The organism is Chryseolinea soli (genome assembly GCF_003589925.1).
GTDB classification, from domain to species: Bacteria; Bacteroidota; Bacteroidia; order Cytophagales; family Cyclobacteriaceae; genus Chryseolinea; species Chryseolinea soli.
The window spans coordinates 4773915-4793153 of sequence record NZ_CP032382.1; the positions used below are offsets into that span (position 1 = coordinate 4773915).

The following is a 19239-nucleotide window of genomic DNA, read 5'->3' on the forward strand; positions in this document are numbered from 1 at the left end:
CATTGCCAGATTATTTTCCGCGCTTATAAAAGCGGTCGGCCAGTATGGCAATGGGCAACCCAATGCACACCATCAGAATCCCCATTTGCAAAGCGGCCTTCGCCACATCAAAGGGGCCCATCTTGACGAGTGTGAGCGGAACCACAATTTTGTTCATGCAGACCCATACAAACGCTCCATACAAAACGCCCGACACATATTTGTTCTTCGCTAGAAAAGATAAATAAGGAAACGCGAGAAAATACAACACCGTCCACCCATAAGCGATGATGTAGTGAAAGAGCAACCCGGTCAGGGCCATCCCCGCGCCGCCCGCATAAGCCTCCTTCCCAAACACCGCCGAAGCGATATAGTGAAGCACGATCACCGGACTCCCACCGGCGACGATATAGAAATGAATAAACGCCGAAAGAATATCCATCGTCCCTGCCAGCAACCCGGCAAGTATAATGGCTTTGACAATCCCATCCGAAAGGCGAGCATTAGCAACATTTTCCATAATCAAAAATGATTTTGTACCGTCACGAAGGTATCACAAAACCAACAATCATGCGATGACGCAGATCGTGTGAATTTTACACCACTCCACCCTGAGAAACCACTACCAACCCAAGAAATTCCAACATCCATCTCCTGACCCTGACTAGCTCTCCCGAATTCTGACTACTGGTTGTTGATTTCTGCATCCTGGCTTCTGACTCACGACTCCATCCCCACCGTTGCAAATATTTCGTCCCATTCGTCGCCAGGTAAGTATCCCGTAATATTTTCTGATTTCCGGGTCAAAAAAAAATTCAGAAAAAATCAAACTGCAATCTCATTGCAGTCTCTACCCTGATCTTTGTTCTCGATAAAGCCAAACTTATAGACGTGGAAGTAAGGTGATAACCAACGTTGAAGACGTTGACCGAGGTTATCACCTTTTCCTTTTTAACGGAAGTGGAAAAAAGAAAACCTAATCGCTATGCGCATGAGACCAAGTTCATTTTTTGTGTGTGGTTCGCTCGCAATCGCCGTGCTGATGGAGTCAAACCGGAGTTTCGGGCAAGTTAACAAACCACCCATCTTCACTGATCCTGCGCCGGTTACGGTAGTGGAGGATTTTGGCACGCAAGGAATTCCAAATGTCATTGCGGGTTGGAGTCCCGGAAGCGCGATAGAATCGGAAATGGGACAAACCGTTTCCTTCCATATAGTCAGTTCAAGCGTCGACCCCCGTTTTTTTTCAAGTATCGCCATCAACGCAGGGACTTTAAGTTTTACCGTAGTACCCAACGTGAATGGAGCTACCTCCATAGAAGTTTATGCAAAAGACAGCGACGGGGCAGTCAGTGTCATAAAGAGGATAAACATTAAATTTCTACCCGTCAACGACCCGCCTTCGTTCACGAAAGGACCGGACATATCCCTTTCTGCGATCAGTGCCGGGCCACAGACTTGGCCATCTTGGGCGACCGACATCAGCCCAGGACCAGCGGACGAGTTAGCACAAACCGTTCATTTTGAACTAAACGGATTTGACGCGTCCCTTTTTTCTGTACAGCCTGCTATTGACGCTCATGGCACATTAACTTTCGTGCCCGCGCCCACCACGTCAGGCCAGATCGGTGTTGTGGTTACCGCGGTGGACGACGGTGGAACAGACAACGGGGGGATCGACCACAGCCTTCCCCAACGGTTTTTCATTTCGATCCCTTCCAATCAACCCCCAACGTTTGTCAAGGGCGGGGACATAACCGTACTGGAAGACTCCGGGCCACAGCAAGTCAGTTCCTGGGCAACCCAAGTGTCAGCGGGCACAAATGAACCGCTTCAGCAAATTTCCTTTCAGCTCTACGGCTACGATCAGACCCTTTTCCTCGAAGGGCCATCCGTCGACCCCCAGGGGAACCTTACGTTCACACCAGCGCTCAACGTTTATGGCAGCACACCCGTATCCGTTCAGGCTACCGACAATGCGGGCACGTCAAACGGAGGACAAGATCACAGCGCACCAGCAACATTTGCCATCACCCTGCAACCGGTAAACGATCCACCCACTATGGACCTCGTGCCAACCCAACACACGAAGATCAGCGCCACCACCCAAATCGTTTTTCTGACCGGCATAACCCCAGGTCCATTGGAGAACAGCCAAACCATTGCGCTCACCGCATCGGCAAACGACCAACTTCTGAATGAACCGCAGGTATTCTATTCGGGAGGGAGTCAAGCCAAGCTGGAATATTCACCGAAGAATATGCCCGGTACCGCTACGATCACCGTGACGCTTACCGACGACGGTGGAGTTGACCATGGAGGCAGAGACCAATCGAAGTATACTTTCGAGATTGTCATCGACGATGAGATCCAGCCACCGCCAAAGCCTCTGGTTCAAGCGCTGTTTGTTCCCACCGTATTTTCGCCCAACGGCGACAATTCCAACGATGTGTTCAAAATACGGGGTGACGGCATAGCCTCACTACAGTTTGCCATTTTTGACTTATCGGGTCGAAGAGTGTATTACGCCAGCGACGTGAGATCGGTCACGGAGCAAGGATGGGATGGCAGCTTCAACGGTGTCATGCTACCCGCCGGCAGCTATGCCTGGACCTTAAAAGGAAGTCTTGTCGATGGCAGCGAGCTTTCCTTTAATGGAAAAAAATATGGTCAGGTATTGCTGATCCGATGAACACAACAGGCATGGTTAATTAGAAAAGGAATCAAAATGACAAAATCTAAAAAAGTTTTCACGTACGTCTGTCTTGGCATGCTCACCGTGACGCTGTCATGTTCCAAATCCCCTTGCGAAGAAAGCAAAGACAATCTGATTGTGGAGACCGTGCTCACCGCCGACGAACAATCGCGACTCACACCGGATCAAGTCATTCAAAGCCTACGCGAGGGCAACGCCCGGTTTTGTTCAAACGACCTGACAGCCCGCGATCACAGCAAACAAGTCAGGGAAGCCGCACGCTCACAATTTCCCAAGGCGGTCATCGTCTCCTGCCTCGACTCGCGAATACCGGTAGAAGATATTTTTGATAAAGGCATCGGCGACGTCTTTGTAGCGCGCGTGGCGGGTAATGTGATCAATGAAGATATTCTAGGTAGCCTGGAATATGGCTGCGCGGTGGCCGGTGCAAAGGTGGTGGTGGTGCTCGGTCACGAAAACTGTGGGGCCATCAAGGCCGGCATCGACAACGTGCGCACAGGCAACATCACGTCACTTGTTCTCAAGATCCGCCGCGCCGTCGACCATGCCATGGCTACTGAAACTGACCCTGCGCCGGAAAACCAAGATTTTATCCGTGCAGTATGCCTCGCCAATGTTCAGATTTCCCTGAACGACATCCACGGAAATAGCCCCATTCTGAAAGCCCTTGAAAAGCAGAATAAAATCAAGATCGTCGGTGCACTATACGACATCAACACAGGCCGGGTGAAGTTTCTGGAAGGTCAGTGATCTGCATGCACATTCTCGGTGCTATCCACAGAGGACAGAAAAAAAAGCGCTACTCAAAAGAGTAGCGCTTCTCTTTACAACAAAAAATCATTAACCCGTCGGCAAAGGTCGCATTCTCTACTGCAATTATTTTGCAGTGGCTCTTTTTTAAGCTATTGGTTTTTGAGGCGCGTAGATGCCCAGCTTCTTCATGCGCGAGGCGAGCGTGGTGGGTTTCAGGTTTAAAATGTCGGCCGCGCCACCGGTTCCCCGGATACGCCAATTGGTTTTTTCGAGTACGCGAATGATGTGAAGCTTTTCCGCCTCCAGCATCGAGATGCCATCGTCTTTTTTGATGGCGGAGATGGGCTTCCAATCGCCGATAGACAATTCGTTGCCGGGACTTGTAATGATGAGGCGTTCGATCACATTCTCAAGCTCGCGAATGTTTCCAGGCCAATCATAAAGCATCAGTTGTTCGATGGTGGCCGAGGAGATCTGTTTTATCTCTTTGCCGATCTTCTTGCTATGCTTGTTCACAAAGTGATGCACCAAGGCTGGAATGTCCTGACGCCGTTCCTGCAGGCTGGGGTTGTGAATGGGAAAAACGTTGAGGCGGAAGAAGAGATCTGACCGGAAATTTCCAACGTTCACAGCTTCTTCAATATCGCGGTTTGTGGCGGCGATAACCCGGACGTCTACCCGCGTGGCCTTGGCATCGCCCAGTTTGTGGAAGTCGCCATCTTGCAGTACGCGCAACAATTTGGCTTGCAGATCCAGCGGAAGTTCGCCGATTTCGTCCAGAAAAATTGTGCCTTTATCCGCCAGCTCAAAAAGCCCGATCTTGTTCACCAGCGCTCCGGTAAAAGCGCCCTTCACGTGCCCGAACAATTCGCTTTCAATCAGGTTGGCGGGCAACGCGGCGCAATTTACTTTCACCATGCTCCGATTGCTGCGATTGCTCATCGTGTGAATGGCCCGGGCCAACAACTCTTTGCCGGTACCCGTTTGCCCGGTGATCAGCACGGTGGCGTTGGTGGAGGCCACCTGACGGACTTTTTGCAGTACTTCTTCAAAGATCTTGCTTTCGTACACAATCTCACTGGGATTGTTGTGAGCCGAGATCTCGCGCCGCAAATATTGGTTCTCTTGTTCCAATCGTCCTTTCAGCTTCTTGATCTCTTCGTTGGCGTCCAGAAGAATGGAATTCTTTTCATGGAGTTGTTTGTTGGTGACCTGCAGTTCTTCCAGCAGTTTTGCATTCTCGAGTTTGAGGTTTCTGGATTCCAGACCCTTTTCGATAATGCTCCGCAAATGCTTCAGATCCCAGGGTTTGGAGATGAAGTAGAAGATCTTGCCGTCGTTGATGGCGTTGATGACGGTTTCAATTTGAGAGTACCCAGTGATGATGATCCGCACCATGTCAGGATATTGCGGCACCAATTCCTTTAACAAGTCGAGCCCGGTTTGATCGGGCATCTTTTGGTCGGTGAGAATAAGGTCTACGGCGTTATCTTTAATGACCTGTTTTGCTTCTGCGGCCGAGGCGGCCACGAGGATGTTGTATTCTTTTTTGAAAAGCGATTTGAAAATAGTAAGATTTTCAATTTCGTCATCAACATACAAGAGCGTATTCATTATTGAACCTTTGTATAATACACTAAAATGTAACACATAATTTAGAGAAATTCAATCCTTCATTTGCATAAACCGCGAAGAGTGGTCAAGAATTTTCGCATGATCTCACCGGGCAGATGATGTTTGGGTTTACACTTTATCGAAGATTGCGGCCACCAACAGGCTTTTGGAAAAAGGACCGCTCACGCTACCCGAAACCATTCCATCTTTAAACAACAGGATCGTCGGGATTTCCAAAATGCTATAGGTACGCTCGAAGAAGGGATATTCGTCCAGGTTGACTTTGTAGAACAGAACTTTGTCTTTGAAATCGTCTGTGAATTCCTGCAGGAGCGATTCGGCCAGGAAAGATAAGCCACTGTAGTTCTTATAAAACTCTACCAGGACGGGTTCCTTGGAGAGCAGCACTTTTTCGGCGAACTGAATTTCGATGTCGCTTCCGGTCATCTGAAGTATGCCCATAGTTTGTGATATTAACGTAACCCCTTCAATAAATTTTGTGCCAGTAAAAAATGCCGTTTGCAATCAAATTTTAGAGGTGATCGTCTCGAAGACCGTCGGAATTTCGTTCGTCCGACGAAATTTCGTTTCATAGGCCCGACCAGTACACATCGACACGCGACAAATCCGCCAAGGCATGACGGCATGTGTATGAACCGTGAACATTACCGATGCAATAGGACCGACGAAATTCCGACGAACCAACGATATTTCGTTGGCATGAAAGTCTTAAAACTGTGTTAATTTATTGATAATCAGATTATTATGTTTGGGCCTGATCCTTGTAATGAAGCGTTAAAAAAAACATATCGAAATGAGATTTATAAGCCGTGTGCGATGGCACAGAAAGAGCATGCGTTCGCGAGATCCAGTCGTTGAGTCCTTGCAAAGGACAAAGATTAATCCTTCTTCTTTTGCTTTTTACTTTCTATATTCAACAAGTACTTGGCGTAGTTTTGTTGTTCGCCCGCCCTTCCCAAAAGTTTTCTCAGATCTAACGACTCCACGTATGGTTACGCTTACCCCATAGCTATGCAAGCTCAACATCCTTTTACCATACTATATGTTGACGATGAGAATGAAAATTTGATCGTATTTAAAACGACGTTTAAAAAACATTATAACATTCTCACAGCATTGTCGGCCAAAGAAGGGCTTGAGATTCTGCGTAGCCAAACCGTGCAAGTACTCATTACAGACCAACGCATGCCCGAGATGTCAGGCGTTGACTTTTTGGAACTTGTGAAACGGGAATACCCGGATTGCATCCGACTACTGATGACGGGCTATACCGATTCGGAGAGCATCATCCTGGCCATCAACAAGGGGAGTGTTTTTTATTTCATCCGCAAACCCTGGGTAAGAGAAGAACTGTTTACGCTGCTGGAGAAATGTCTTTCCTTTTACACCCTGAAGCGAAGACGGAAAGAGCTCGAGCATCAGTGGACCAGGGCGCTCCAGGACCTGGAGACATTTTTCTATAAATCCTATCACGATCTGAAAGGACCCATCTCCACCCAACTCGGTCTGCTCAACATGATCAAGCTGGACCAGTCTCCTGAGATGACTACAAAGTATCTTTCTCTCATTGAGGAAGTAACACTGAAGCTGGACCGGACGCTTAATAAGGTGCAGTGCTTAAGCGAAGTTTTGAGAGACCAGGTGACACTGGAGGCCGTAGACATCTATGAGATCGTCCGTGAGATCCTGTTCGGGTTCAAGGAGGATATTCAAAGCCGGGGCATCGAAGTGCTGATGGATGACAACACGATCCAAATCATGCAGACGGACCGTAAGCTGATAAAATCGCTGCTGGAAACGCTCATCGAAAACAGCATCCTCTATATGAGCGACAGCCAGATCGAAAAGGAGATCCGCATAGTCGTTTACAAGGCCAACGACGAATTGTTTTTTTGCCTCTTCGACAATGGCATCGGTATAAACGAAGATATACTGTCGAAGGTATTCGATGCGTTTTATAAAGGCACCTATAATTCAAAGGGCGGAGGCCTGGGCCTTTACCTCGCCAAGAAAATAACCGAAAAGCTTCACGGCACCATCGAACTGAAAAGCCCAGGCGGCAAGGGCACCGAAGCCATTATCAGGCTTCCGGAGATGCATCCGCAGTTGGCGAGTCATCCAGTTTGATTTTTTTTCTCTGGCGCCCTTTGACCGTAATGCTCGTCTTCCGGCCAAGGCTGGCCGTGATTTATTCGTCAAGACAAATCCACCCTGCGATTGCATGTAAAGATTACATCTGGACCTGCGTTTGGCCATCTGGTTAGCAATAGAAAAGGCTACTGAAATATAGTTTCAGTTTCACCGCCGTATTTGCCAGGACGATACAACGAGCGGATACATGAAGAGAAAGCATCATTTTGATCTGGGAGGGAAGAGCAGCTATTTCCTGGAGAAGGTGAACCTGGTTCTGAAGCCAGCGGGGTTCAGTTTCAAAAAAAAGGAGAACGCGATGCTCTTTCATAGGGGCACGCTATTCGGATATAACCAGGTGTATTTATCGACGACCGTGGAAGATCGGATGTTGCGGATAACGCCGTACTTTTATGTGCGTGTCAATTCCGTCAACATGATTGCCAATCCATTCCTGGGTTGCCCGGAGAAGCTTTATGGTTGCAATCCAACCATTGGTGCCAATCTGCGAAACCTGGGGCTTGACGAAGACCACCTGCTGGTGAAGACCATCGGAGATGTAGAGGCCTCGCTTTTTATTTTTGAGGACATCGTCGAATCCAAGATGTTACCCTTTTTTAATGCATTCTATTCAGCCGCTCGCCTCGATGAAGAATTAAATCGCGACGAACGTCCGGCCAATCTTTTTCTCAATGACATCATCGAGCGTCCCGTGGTTGGCACGGTGGCGGCGATGCTGAACCGGAACAAGCGGTTCTCCGCACTGGTGGACTATTACCGGCGCAAGTTGCTCATGACCACACCCAAAATTGAAGAGAACTACGAAAGCCTTCTGAAATTCCTGCAGACCAATTGCCAGTAACCCAGCCGGTACCGACAAAAAGGTTCCGGCCAGCGATCTGCAAGTTGCTATAAAGCGTAAAGGATGCTAACTTGTCTGAAGGAATGCATGTTCGCGCCTATCTGTGGCTTTATATACTTGCCTATGAAAAAAAGCTTCCTCATCTTTTTATGTGCCACGACCTTATCGCTTGCCCTGGCCCAGGAAAACAGCGGTAAGAAAATTAAACCTTACGTTACGACAGGAGGTGAGCTTATTTTTTCTTTGGCTCATCTTTCGATAGATCAATCCGAACAGGGAACACCGCTTCGATTTTCACCGGTGTTCAATGCGCAAATGTGGATACATGCCGATCAAAATGAACACTTTGGGTTTTTCTCAGGCTTCACCCTTCGCAACGTTGGCTTTATCTATGACCTTCCCGGAACGGATACCCGAAAAAAAGCACGCAGCTATAACATAGGCATTCCCTTCGCCTTTAAGTTTGGCGACATGAGCAGTACATTTGTGTATGCCGGCTATGAAGTCGAGTTGGCGTTCAACTATAAGGAAAAAACGTTTGTAGAAGGTGATAAGAAGGACAAATTCAACCGGTGGTTCAGCGATCGCATGAATCTTTTTCAACACGGTCTCTTTGTGGGCGTTCAGTTGCCGCACGACGCCAATCTCAAATTCAAATACTATGTCTCGAAATTCTACAATAGCAACTTTGCCGAGACCGATGCCAATGGCGTGGTGGTCCATCCGTATCAAAACATTGACGCTAACGTTTTTTACTTTGCCCTGAGTTTTATGCTACGGCGCGAAAAGCTGGAAAAATTTAGACGCCCCGATACGTATTCCACGCGCCGCTAGTTCCCGGACAACAAAAACAATGTAAGGGTCTTTGCTCCATGTGCGCCGAGCACCAGTGACTGCTCAATGTCGGCCGTTTTCGAGGGGCCTGCTATGAAGGTTCCGAATTCATAAGGCGCCTCGCCGGCGATACGCTCGTAGGCATCGTGCATCGTGGGCACAATCGCGTCGGCGTGAACGATCAGGGCAAGGTGTTCGCAGATAAAGGGAAGCGCGCGATCGCCCAGGCGGGTGTCGGTAATCCATACCGCTCCATTTTCAGCTACGGCGAAATGCCCTTTTAGAAGGGCAAGCGTTACACTTTCCAATTGATGCGGATCGTTTTCCAGGACGGCAAGGGGATGATCGTTGGCCAACTCCTGAACGAGATTGATCGTTCGTGCGGGTGGTGGAAATTGCTTTGAAACGTATGCGGCAATAGCGTCCCAGCTGTTTACCGGCACAACCTGGCCCCCGATGGCTTGCAGCACGGTGACGAATTTGTGAACCCTTTCATCCGGTAGGCCTGACGTTGTGGATTGGGTTGCTGCCGGCAGCGACACCAGGGGCGGTTGATTTTTTTTGATGTTGGCCAATATCTGTTCGCGACTGCTCATGACTTCTTTTTGTTTTTGCGATACCATTCGCCAAATGATTCCTTGGGTGCCTGCGGCATTTCGCGTTGTTTATACCAAGGGTTTAACGAATTATTGACCATGAAGGGAAGGTATCGGGAGAACCAACGCCCGATGGCGCCGGAGAACCGGTATAGTCCGGGACTGGAAAGCACAAAGGCCATGCCCTTCATCCCGGTCTTCTTTGTTTCGCTGACGTAGCCATTCTTTGCCAGCACCTGGCGCCATTTATAGAGCTGGTCGTGGATGTCGATTTTTACGGGGCAGACGTTCGAGCACGATCCGCACAGCGTGGAGGCAAAGGGAAGATCTGCATTTTTTTTCATGTCCAAACCCGGTGCGAGGATAGAGCCAATGGGACCCGCGATGGCGTAGTGATAGCTGTGGCCACCACTGCGGCGATACACGGGGCACGTGTTCATGCAGGCGCCGCAGCGGATGCATTTCAGGGCGTTCCTGAAATCCTCGCTGCCCAGCCGCTCGCTACGACCATTGTCGACCAGCACGATATGCATGTGTTGGCCAGGTCTGGGTTTGCGGAAGTGACTGGAATAGGTGGTGATGGGTTGACCGGTGGCGCTGCGGGCCAACAGTCGGAGAAACACACCGAGGTGTTTTCGTTGCGGAATAATTTTTTCGATGCCCATACAGGCAATGTGCACATCGGCCAGTTGCACACCCAAGTCGGCGTTGCCTTCGTTTGTGCAGACTACGATCTCTCCGGTTTCGGCCACGGCGAAGTTCACCCCCGTGATGGCCACGGGGCTGGTCATGAAACGTTCGCGAAGATGCACACGCGCGGCGGCAGCAAGAAACTGCGGGTCGCTGTTACCTTCGGGGGTTCCCAGGTGTTTGTGAAAGAGTTGGCCGATCTCTTCTTTCTTCCAGTGGATACAAGGCAACACGATGTGGCTGGGGGGCTCGCCGGCCAATTGCACGATGCGCTCGCCTAGGTCGGTGTCTACCACGTCGATGCCTTGTGCGGCCAGGTAGTCATTGAGATGACATTCTTCGGTGAGCATGGATTTGCTCTTGACAACCCGCGTGATGCCGGTTTTCTGAATGATGCCGTGCACAATGCGGTTGTGTTCTTCGGCATCGGCTGCCCAATGCACCGTGACGCCGTTTTGTTGGGCTTGTTTCTCGAACGTCTCGAGGTAGTGGTGCAGGTTGCTCAGCACGTTGTGTTTGATCTGGGATGCGGTTTCGCGCAGGTGTTCCCAGTCGGGTATTTGCCATGCCGCCTTGTCGCGCTTTTGGCGGATGAACCAAAGGGTTTTGTCGTGCCAATCCACACGGGCTTCGTCTTTGTTGAAGGTGTCGGCCAGGGCGGCGTGGTCCTTTGTTTTGGGTTCCGCGGTTGCTTCCATCACTTATCCGGCGTTTAATATTTCGGCGATGTGTATCACTTTGGTGGTGCTGTGTTGACGGCGCAAGATGCCTTCCAGGTGCATGAGGCACGACATGTCGCCGCCGGTGATGTAGGCTGCGCCATGATGCAGGTGGTCGGCCACGCGGTCTTTTCCCATTTTTACCGACACCGCTTCTTCGCCCACACAGAACGTTCCTCCGAAACCACAACATTCGTCGGCGCGGTCGAGGGAAATGAGTTCCAGTCCTTGCACGAGACGAAGCAGGTGCTGTGGCTTGGAAAATCCCGGCGCGACGAGCTCCGACATTTGCGAAGTGTGCAGGCCGCGCTGTCCATGACAACTTTGGTGGAGGCCAACTTTGTGTGGGAAGCGGGCGGGCAATTTGTCGATCTTCAGCACGTCGGTCAAAAACTCTGTGAGCTCCAGGATGCGGCTGCGGATGTGCGCGGCTTCCGCTTCGTGTTTTTCGACGTGGAGATGATCTTTAATGTGGAGGGTGCAGCTGCCCGAAGGGGAGACGATATAATCGTAGCCGGAGAAATTTTCAACAAACAGATCGTTACAGTTTGCGGCGAGATCTTCGAAACCCGAATTGGCCATGGGCTGGCCGCAGCAGGTTTGTTTTTCAGGATAGTGAACTTCTACGCCGAGTTTTTCGAGTAACTGCAGCGTGGCAATGCCTACCTGCGGATAGAACTGGTCCACGTAGCACGGTATAAAAATGGCGACCTTCATTTCAGTTCGTATTTTTCAACGGTAGCGGTAAGGCTACCTTGGGGTAAGTATAGGAGTTATTTGCAAAGTTTGCATCCTTTACGATCCTTTTCTATGGCGTTTTGATAGTTTTTTTGAGATGTGTCTTCCCGGTGGGATTGTATTAAAAAATATTTAGGGATTCGGACACAACGGCGATGGTGAGTTGGATTGGGGTGAGGTGTTCGGCCAGGGATAGGAGTGGAAAGCCCGGAGTGCGGTGGGAATAGGACGTGTGATTTGTTGGCGGGACGCCAGCAAATGGATAGTCGGGTTTCAGTGTGGTTGGGAATAAGGGATGGGCGGACTTGTAACGGATAGCCCGGCCCGAGGCCTCCGAGGGGGCCGCCCGGTGATTTTAGTTTATGCTGTGATCCTGGTCGATGTGCAGGGCTACAGCAGCGGTTCCAATATTTTGAGTACGTTTTTGGCGACGATCTTGTGGCCTTCCACGTTGGGGTGGATGCCGTCGGGGTTGTTGAGCTTTTCGTTGCCCGCCACATCCTGCAGCAGGAAGGGGATGAGCGCTGCCTTGTTTTTCTTGGCCAGGTCGGGGAAGATCTTCTGGAATTTGGTGGTGTAGTCGGGGCCCATGTTGGGGGGCACCATCATGCCGGCCACGATGATCTTGACGGCGGGATTTTTCGCCTTCATTTTGTCGATGATGGCCTGCAGATTTTTTTCGGTTTGGTCCAGGGGCAGACCACGCAATCCATCGTTTGCACCAAGTTCCAGCACCAGGATGTCGACAGGTTGACGCAGCACCCAATCCAGGCGGGCCAGTCCACCGGCGGAGGTTTCGCCGCTGAGACCGGCGTTGATCACTTTTACGGCTTTGCCATCGGCGGTTAGTTTCCTTTGAATGAGGGCCGGGAAAGCGTCGTCGACGGACAATCCGTTACCAGCGGTAAGGCTGTCGCCATAAAAAAGAATTACTTTGGCGGGCGGAGGGGCCGTAAAGAAGGCCATCACTAAAATAATCAACATCTTTTTTACGACCATATCTTCGAACTCCGTTGTGTTTACGTTTAAACTGAAACAATTTTACGGTAATAACGCTTTAGTTTCATTATTGATACAACAAAAATCATGTCAACCATTCTTCAGGCAGAGCATTTAACAAAAACATACCGGTCGGCCGACAAGCAACTGACGGTGCTGGACGATGTGTCGTTTTCGGTGAACCAGGGAAATTCACTGGCCATTATCGGTCCCTCGGGGAGCGGCAAAACCACGTTGCTGGGATTGTGCGCAGGGCTGGACACACCTTCGTCGGGCGCGATTTCGGTGATGGGTTTCAAACTCAACGCCATGAGCGAGGACGACCGGGCCTATTTGAGGAACCAGTATGTGGGCTTTGTCTTCCAGAATTTTCAATTGCTGTCCACCCTGACGGCCCTGGAGAACGTGATGGTGCCGCTGGAACTCCGCGGCGTACGCGACGTGGCCTCCAAGGCCCGGGAGTTGTTGGGCAGGGTTGGGTTGGCCGACCGCTCGCATCACTATCCCTCGCAGCTTTCGGGTGGCGAGCAACAACGCGTGGCGATTGCCCGGGCATTTATTACCGACCCCAAGATTTTGTTTGCCGACGAGCCCACCGGCAACCTGGATGAAGAGAACGCCCATTCGGTGACGGAACTATTATTTGGCATGAACAAAGAGAACGCCACAACCTTGGTGCTGGTGACCCACAACCTCGAACTTGCCCAACGCACGCAGCGCATCTTGCGCATGCGGGGTGGAAAGTTGGTGGAGGAGATCCACCAAATGGAAACCGTCTGACTTCGCCGCTATGATCGAATATATTATCAAACTGAAACGCGAAACGCGTTCCATCTTTAAGGACCGCTGGGTTTGGCGGATGGCCTGGCGCGATGCCCGCCACAATTTTTCGCGGCTCATGCTCTTTGCTGCTTCATTAGTGACGGGTATCGCAGCCGTGGTGGCTTTGGATTCGTTCAACCACACCTTGCAAAGTGACATCGACCGCAATGCCAAAGAACTCGTCGGCGCCGACCTGGTTGTGAACGGCGACAAGAAATTTGACAGCAAGATCATCGCCGCGTTCGATTCTACAAAACTGGAACAAGCCAACGAAGCCGATATGGCGTCGATGGTTTTATTTTTGAACAACGGGCAGTCCCGGTTGATCCGGCTTGTGGCGTTGTCGGGACCCTTTCCTTTTTACGGTCAAATAAAAACCAAGCCGGCGAACATCTACGAGAAGATGAAGGAGGGTAACTTTGCCATGATGGACGAGACGCTGGCCAGTCAATATGAGGTGAGCTCGGGAGACTCGATCCGCATCGGTCAAAGTACATTGGAGGTAGCAGGCGTTGTAACGGAAATCCCCGGTGGAGGCGGCATCATGGCGTCGTTTACGCCGTCGGTGTATATCTCGATGAAGGCACTGGACTCTACCAAGCTGGTGCAATACGGCAGCCGTGTGAATTACAAACGCTTTTTCAAAACCGGCAGCGACGCACAGACGGAGGCCATGATAAAACAACTCGACCCCGTCATAAAACGGGCGGGCTATTCCTATGAGACTGTGGAGCGAAGAAAGGAGGGATTGGGCAGAGGTTTTCTTTCCATCTACCGTTTCTTTTCACTGCTGGCGTTTGTCGCGTTGGTGTTGGGCTGCATTGGGGTGGCCAGTTCGGTGCATATCTATGCGCGCGAGAAACGTGAGGAAGTGGCGGTGTTGCGTTGCGTGGGATCTTCGGGGTGGCAGGCATTCAATATTTATTTCATTCAGATCTTTGTGCTGGGCATTTTGGCCAGCATCGCCGGTGCGGCCATTGGGGTGGGTATTCAACAGGTGTTGCCGTATTTCCTAAAAGGATTTATTCCATTTGAGGTAGGCTTCTCGTTGTCGTGGTCTTCGTTGTTGATGGGGTTGGTCATTGGCACGTTGGTGTCGGTGTTGTTTTCGATCCTGCCGTTGATATCGGTGCGTTTTGTGCCACCCCTTACCGTGTTGCGTTCCGGACCGGAGACTGCGGGAAGATTTTCGAAGACACGCATTGTCACACTGATCCTCATCGCGCTCTTTCCCATGGGCTTTGCCGCCTATCAAACCAAAAACGTGTTGACTGGATTGTTCTTCTTTCTGGGACTTGTGTTGGCCTTGGCGTGTCTTGCCTTGGTGGCCGCCGGGTTGTTATATGCCGTGCGGAAATTTTTCCCTTCCCGCGCCGGGTTCATCGTGCGGCATTCTTTGTCGAGCTTATTCCGCCCCAACAACCAAACGCGCGTGCTGATGGTCACGATAGGGCTAGGCGCTTTTATCATTTCGATCCTTAATATTGTCGAGGAAAGTATGCTGGGGCAGGTGGAGTTTACGGGACAAGAAAATCAGTCAAACACCATTCTCTTTGATATACAACCCGCGCAAAAGGAAGGCGTGCTAAAATTGATGGAGGACAACAAGTTGAAAGTAAATCAAGTAGTTCCCATCATCACATGTCGCCTGAACGAATTGAAGGGCAAACCGACGGACATCCTGCAGACCGACACCACCGACAAAATCCCCAATTGGGCGCTGACGCGTGAATATCGTGTGACCTATCGCGATAGCCTGACCCATTCGGAAGAATTGCTGAAAGGAGAGCTGCAACACAAAAAAGATGGTAAAGACTCTGTTTGGGTAACCATTTCGGAAGGCATGGAAGAATCACTGGATGTGAAGTTGAACGATTCGCTGGTGTTCGACGTGCAGGGCGTGCTCGTGAAGGTGCGCATTGCCGGCATACGAAAAGTGGATTGGCCAAAAGATCCACCCAACTTCATTTTCGTGTTTCCCAAAGGCGTGTTGGAGAATGCGCCACAGATCTTTGTAACGGCGACGCGCATCGACGAACAACAGCAAGCTAACGCGTTTCAGCAGCAGTTGGTGACACAATATCCCAATGTTTCGTTGATCGATCTGCGGCTTATTCTGAGCACGGTGAATGGATTATTCGATAAGCTTGGGTTGGTCATTCGTTTCCTGGCATTGTTCAGCATCATCACCGGACTCATTGTGCTGGCCGGGGCCGTCATCAACAGCAAGTTTTTGCGCATCCGCGAAAATGTGTTGCTGCGCACCATTGGCGCGCGCACCTGGCAGATCACGAAGATCACCTTGATCGAATACGCCTGGCTCGGGTTGTTTTCTGCCCTGACGGGGATGATCTTGTCGTTGGGCGGCGGATGGCTGCTGACCAAATTCTTCTTCGAGATCACCTTTGCATTCGATGCCGCGGAGTTGGGGATCATTGCGTTTGGCGTGGTCGTGCTGACGGTGTTGATCGGGTGGTTCAATTCGCGGGAAGTGATCAGTACGCCTCCCTTGCAGGTCTTGCGGAAGGAAGGCTGATTTTAGCCACAAGCCGCTGAGATCCAAGGAGGACGTGAAGTTTTGGCCGGTCTTTGATGACGGGGCGGTTAGAATCTTCGGGTTTAACTGTTAGCTTTGTGGCCCTAAATTGTAATGTCTTGAACTACCTGTCTGCCGAGCAAATTGCCAAAACGTATAATGACCGTTGGTTATTTAAAGAAGTGACTTTGGGCATATCCCAGGGCGAAAAGCTGGCCCTGGTGGGGAATAACGGCGTTGGGAAATCCACTTTGTTGAAAATTCTGACCGGAGAGGTACAAACCGATGCCGGAAAAGTCGGCATTCGGGATGGCATACGCCTAGGGTTTCTCACCCAACAGCCCTCAGTTGACGGAAATCTTACCGTAAAAGACGTTCTCTTTAGCGACGACAACGAAGTTGCCAAGGTTGTAAAAGAATATGAAGATTGTCTTCACCACCCCGACACGTCAGGCGATCGCATGCAGGCCGTGTTGGAGCGAATGGAGGAGTTGAACGCTTGGGACTATGAAAACAAGGTCCACGAGATCATCGAGAAGTTGGGAGTGCCCGACATCGATAAAAAGTTTGGCGAACTTTCCGGTGGACAAAAGAAAAGAATATTTCTCGCCCAACTCCTGTTGCTGGAGCCTGACCTTATCATCATGGACGAGCCCACCAACCACCTTGACCTGACGGCCATTGAATGGTTGGAGAACTATTTGTCGGGTCAAAATATCACCCTCATCATGGTGACCCACGACCGCTACTTCCTCGACAACGTGGCCACGGAGATCATCGAACTGGACCGTGGACAACTTTTCCGCTATAAAGGCAAATACGCTTACTTCCTAGAGAAAAAAGCAGAACGCGAGGAGATCCTGAAAGTGGAGGTGACTAAAGCGCGAAACCTGTTGAAGAAAGAGTTGGAATGGATGCGCCGTCAACCGCGTGCCCGGGGTACGAAAGCAAAGTATCGCGTGGATGCGTATTATGAACTGGAGAAAAAAGCATCTCAAGACCTGAAGAAAGACAGGCTGGAGCTCGACATGAAGGAAGCCCGTCAGGGTGGAAAAATTCTCGAGGTAGAGCATATCTCTAAAAAATATGGCATGTTGCCGATCGTGAACGATTTCTCATATGTGTTCAAAAAGAACGATCGCATTGGTGTTGTGGGCAAGAATGGGATCGGCAAGTCGACATTTCTCGACATGCTCGTTGGCAAAGCGAAACCGGACACCGGCGAAGTAATGCCTGGTCTTACTACGAAATTTGGATATTTCACGCAGGAATCTATCGCACTCAATCCAGCCAATCGCTTGATCGAAGAGGTGAAAGAGATCGCGGAGTTCATTACGCTAGCCGATGGCTCGCAAGTGTCGGCCTCTAAATTCCTCGACATATTTTTGTTTCCTCCGGAAAAGCAATACAACTACATCAGCAAACTGAGCGGGGGAGAGAAGAAGCGGTTGCAATTGTTGAAATTGTTGGTGACCAATCCCAACTTCCTCATCCTCGATGAACCCACGAACGATTTTGACATCGACACCCTCAACGTGTTGGAAGATTTCCTAGAGAAATTTTCGGGATGCCTCTTGCTGGTGAGCCACGACCGTTATTTTATGGATCATCTCGTTGACCAGCTTTTTGTTTTTGAAGGCGACGGAAACATCCGCCTCTTCAATGGCAACTATTCCGACTATCGCGACTGGCTCGATGATCAACAGGCCGCCCCAGAAATGAAACCTGCAAAAGTCGCAGCGCCTGCGGAGCCCGTTTCTGCTCCGGTAAAAAAGAAACTCAGCTACAAGGAAAAGCAAGAGTTTGATGCCCTTCAGCAGGAGATCACCGCGTTGGAAAAAAGAAAAGCCGAATTGGACGGTCATCTCAACGCAGGCAGCAACGATCATCAGCAATTGATCATGTGGGGCGAGGAACTTCAAAAGACCATCGACAACCTGGAAGCTAAGACGCTGCGGTGGCTTGAGCTTTCTGAGCTGATGGAATAATCTCAGTCGGTAGTACTCAATACTAAAGACTCAGGACTCACGACGGTTTTTTGCGGTTAAGTTTTTCTGAATTAAGTTTACTTAACTGCCAAGACTATGAAAGCCTGCGCCACGACGTTCACTTTTATTCTTTGTGTTCTCCAAGCCGAAGCACAACCTGGTCCTTATACATATCCTGCTGCTGCGTTGAAGTTCACTAAAGTTCAGATCGCATCAGAGAGCTTTGAATCCGCGGAGGTATTCGATGTAAACGGAGATGCACACCCCGACATCGTCTCCGGAAGCTATTGGTACAAGGGGCCCGACTTTAAATTCAAATATTTTATTGGTGACGTTCGCCGGGAGGGAGAATACTACGACGACTTCTCCACCATTCCATACGACGTGAACGAGGACGGAAAAATAGATTTCATCACCGGCGGATGGTGGGGTAATAACATCCGTTGGCGGGAAAATCCGGGGAACGAGGGTCCCTGGCCTGAACACGTCATCGCCACAACGGGTAACGTGGAGACCACGCGCGCATGGGACGTAGATGGCGATGGCAAACTGGAGATTGTTCCCAACACACCCGGTAAGCCCCTGTTCTACTATCAGAAGGAAAGCGGACAACCTGCTTTCACGGCTCACAAAGTGATAGACCAACACGGTCATGGCCTCGGCTTTGGCGATGTGAATGGCGACGGGCACGGCGATTTTATTGTCAGCACCGGTTGGGTTGAAGCGCCGGCCACATCAGCGGGTAGCTGGACGTTTCATGCCGAGTTTGACATCGGCCAGGGCAGTGTGCCCATCATCGTCACCGACGTGAACAAAGATGGACTAACCGATTTTATTGTTGGCCACGCCCACGACTACGGGCTGGTTTGGTACGAACAGAAAATGGAGAAACGAGCCCGCCGATGGATCCGACACACCATTGATCTCCTGCACTCACAATTTCACGCGATGCTTTGGACAGACCTTGACAACGATGGCCGCAGCGAACTTATTACAGGTAAACGCTATCGCGCGCATAACGAAAAAGATCCCGGCTCTTTCGATGATATCGGATTGTACTACTTTACCTGGAATGGAGAAAGTTTCACCAAGCAAGTCGTCTCATACGGCCCATTGGGACAAGGAAAGGGAACCGGAATTTATTTTGCAGTGGCCGATGTGGATGGAAATGCCTGGAAAGATATTGTAGTGGCTGGTAAAGACGGGCTGTTTGTGTTTTACAATCATGGATGGGAATAATCT

General features: G+C 50.3%; 16 protein-coding genes. 9 read left to right on the forward strand and 7 right to left on the reverse strand.

All coding sequences use genetic code 11. The features are described from left to right. Positions 1 to 10 precede the first annotated feature (10 nt). Complete coding sequence (locus tag D4L85_RS20290) at positions 11 to 499, reverse strand: hypothetical protein (protein WP_119756021.1); 489 nt, start codon at positions 497 to 499, stop codon at positions 11 to 13. Between the two features lie 471 nt (positions 500 to 970). On the opposite strand from D4L85_RS20290, the gene D4L85_RS20295 reads away from it, so the two are divergent. Both D4L85_RS20295 and D4L85_RS20300 read left to right on the forward strand, forming a co-directional pair. Continuing rightward, positions 971 to 2671 carry a T9SS type B sorting domain-containing protein gene (locus D4L85_RS20295; protein ID WP_160143876.1) on the forward strand — a complete coding sequence of 567 codons (1701 nt, stop codon included), beginning with the start codon at positions 971 to 973 and terminating at the stop codon, positions 2669 to 2671. Positions 2672 to 2707: 36 nt separating this feature from the next. Further along, on the forward strand, positions 2708 to 3445 hold the full coding sequence (locus D4L85_RS20300) for a carbonic anhydrase family protein (protein ID WP_228450548.1): 738 nt from the start codon (positions 2708 to 2710) through the stop codon (positions 3443 to 3445). A 147-nt stretch (positions 3446 to 3592) separates the two neighbouring features. On the opposite strand, the gene D4L85_RS20305 is transcribed toward D4L85_RS20300, so the two are convergent. Continuing rightward, positions 3593 to 5062, reverse strand: a complete 1470-nt coding sequence (locus D4L85_RS20305) for a sigma-54-dependent transcriptional regulator (protein ID WP_119756024.1) — start codon at positions 5060 to 5062, stop codon at positions 3593 to 3595. Between the two features lie 129 nt (positions 5063 to 5191). After that, positions 5192 to 5524 (reverse strand): thioredoxin family protein, encoded by a 333-nt coding sequence (locus D4L85_RS20310; protein WP_119756025.1) that lies wholly within the window; start codon positions 5522 to 5524, stop codon positions 5192 to 5194. A gap of 570 nt (positions 5525 to 6094) precedes the next feature. Here D4L85_RS20310 and D4L85_RS20315 point away from each other — a divergent pair. From D4L85_RS20315 to D4L85_RS20325, 3 genes are all read left to right on the forward strand, one after another. Beyond that, positions 6095 to 7210 carry a hybrid sensor histidine kinase/response regulator gene (locus tag D4L85_RS20315; protein WP_119756026.1) on the forward strand — a complete coding sequence of 372 codons (1116 nt, stop codon included), beginning with the start codon at positions 6095 to 6097 and terminating at the stop codon, positions 7208 to 7210. Positions 7211 to 7421: 211 nt separating this feature from the next. After that, entirely contained in the window at positions 7422 to 8075 is a 654-nt protein-coding gene (locus D4L85_RS20320) for a hypothetical protein (protein WP_119756027.1), read from the forward strand. A 123-nt stretch (positions 8076 to 8198) separates the two neighbouring features. After that, complete coding sequence (locus tag D4L85_RS20325; protein WP_119756028.1) at positions 8199 to 8909, forward strand: hypothetical protein; 711 nt, start codon at positions 8199 to 8201, stop codon at positions 8907 to 8909. Here the strand turns inward: D4L85_RS20325 and D4L85_RS20330 are convergent. The 4 genes from D4L85_RS20330 to D4L85_RS20345 all read right to left on the reverse strand — a co-directional run bounded on the left by D4L85_RS20330 (position 8906) and on the right by D4L85_RS20345 (position 12636). Then, positions 8906 to 9505: a LutC/YkgG family protein gene (locus D4L85_RS20330; protein ID WP_119758874.1), complete on the reverse strand. Its 600-nt coding sequence runs from the start codon at positions 9503 to 9505 to the stop codon at positions 8906 to 8908. The genes D4L85_RS20325 and D4L85_RS20330 overlap by 4 nt on opposite strands. Further along, positions 9502 to 10893: a lactate utilization protein B gene (locus D4L85_RS20335; RefSeq protein ID WP_119756029.1), complete on the reverse strand. Its 1392-nt coding sequence runs from the start codon at positions 10891 to 10893 to the stop codon at positions 9502 to 9504. Before D4L85_RS20335 ends, D4L85_RS20330 begins: the two co-directional genes overlap by 4 nt. A gap of 3 nt (positions 10894 to 10896) precedes the next feature. Continuing rightward, positions 10897 to 11631 (reverse strand): (Fe-S)-binding protein, encoded by a 735-nt coding sequence (locus D4L85_RS20340; protein WP_119756030.1) that lies wholly within the window; start codon positions 11629 to 11631, stop codon positions 10897 to 10899. Between the two features lie 411 nt (positions 11632 to 12042). Continuing rightward, positions 12043 to 12636 carry an arylesterase gene (locus D4L85_RS20345; RefSeq protein ID WP_228450550.1) on the reverse strand — a complete coding sequence of 198 codons (594 nt, stop codon included), beginning with the start codon at positions 12634 to 12636 and terminating at the stop codon, positions 12043 to 12045. Between the two features lie 102 nt (positions 12637 to 12738). On the opposite strand from D4L85_RS20345, the gene D4L85_RS20350 reads away from it, so the two are divergent. From D4L85_RS20350 to D4L85_RS20365, 4 genes are all read left to right on the forward strand, one after another. Further along, positions 12739 to 13431 carry an ABC transporter ATP-binding protein gene (locus D4L85_RS20350; protein WP_119756032.1) on the forward strand — a complete coding sequence of 231 codons (693 nt, stop codon included), beginning with the start codon at positions 12739 to 12741 and terminating at the stop codon, positions 13429 to 13431. 10 nt (positions 13432 to 13441) lie between these two features. Next, positions 13442 to 16009 carry an ABC transporter permease gene (locus tag D4L85_RS20355; protein WP_119756033.1) on the forward strand — a complete coding sequence of 856 codons (2568 nt, stop codon included), beginning with the start codon at positions 13442 to 13444 and terminating at the stop codon, positions 16007 to 16009. A 119-nt stretch (positions 16010 to 16128) separates the two neighbouring features. After that, the gene (locus tag D4L85_RS20360) at positions 16129 to 17997 is read left to right on the forward strand and encodes an ABC-F family ATP-binding cassette domain-containing protein (protein WP_119756034.1); all 1869 of its coding nucleotides are present in this window, start codon (positions 16129 to 16131) and stop codon (positions 17995 to 17997) included. Positions 17998 to 18093: 96 nt separating this feature from the next. Beyond that, a complete protein-coding gene (locus D4L85_RS20365; protein ID WP_119756035.1) occupies positions 18094 to 19236 on the forward strand; it encodes an FG-GAP repeat domain-containing protein in 1143 nt (380 codons plus the stop codon). Positions 19237 to 19239 lie beyond the last annotated feature (3 nt).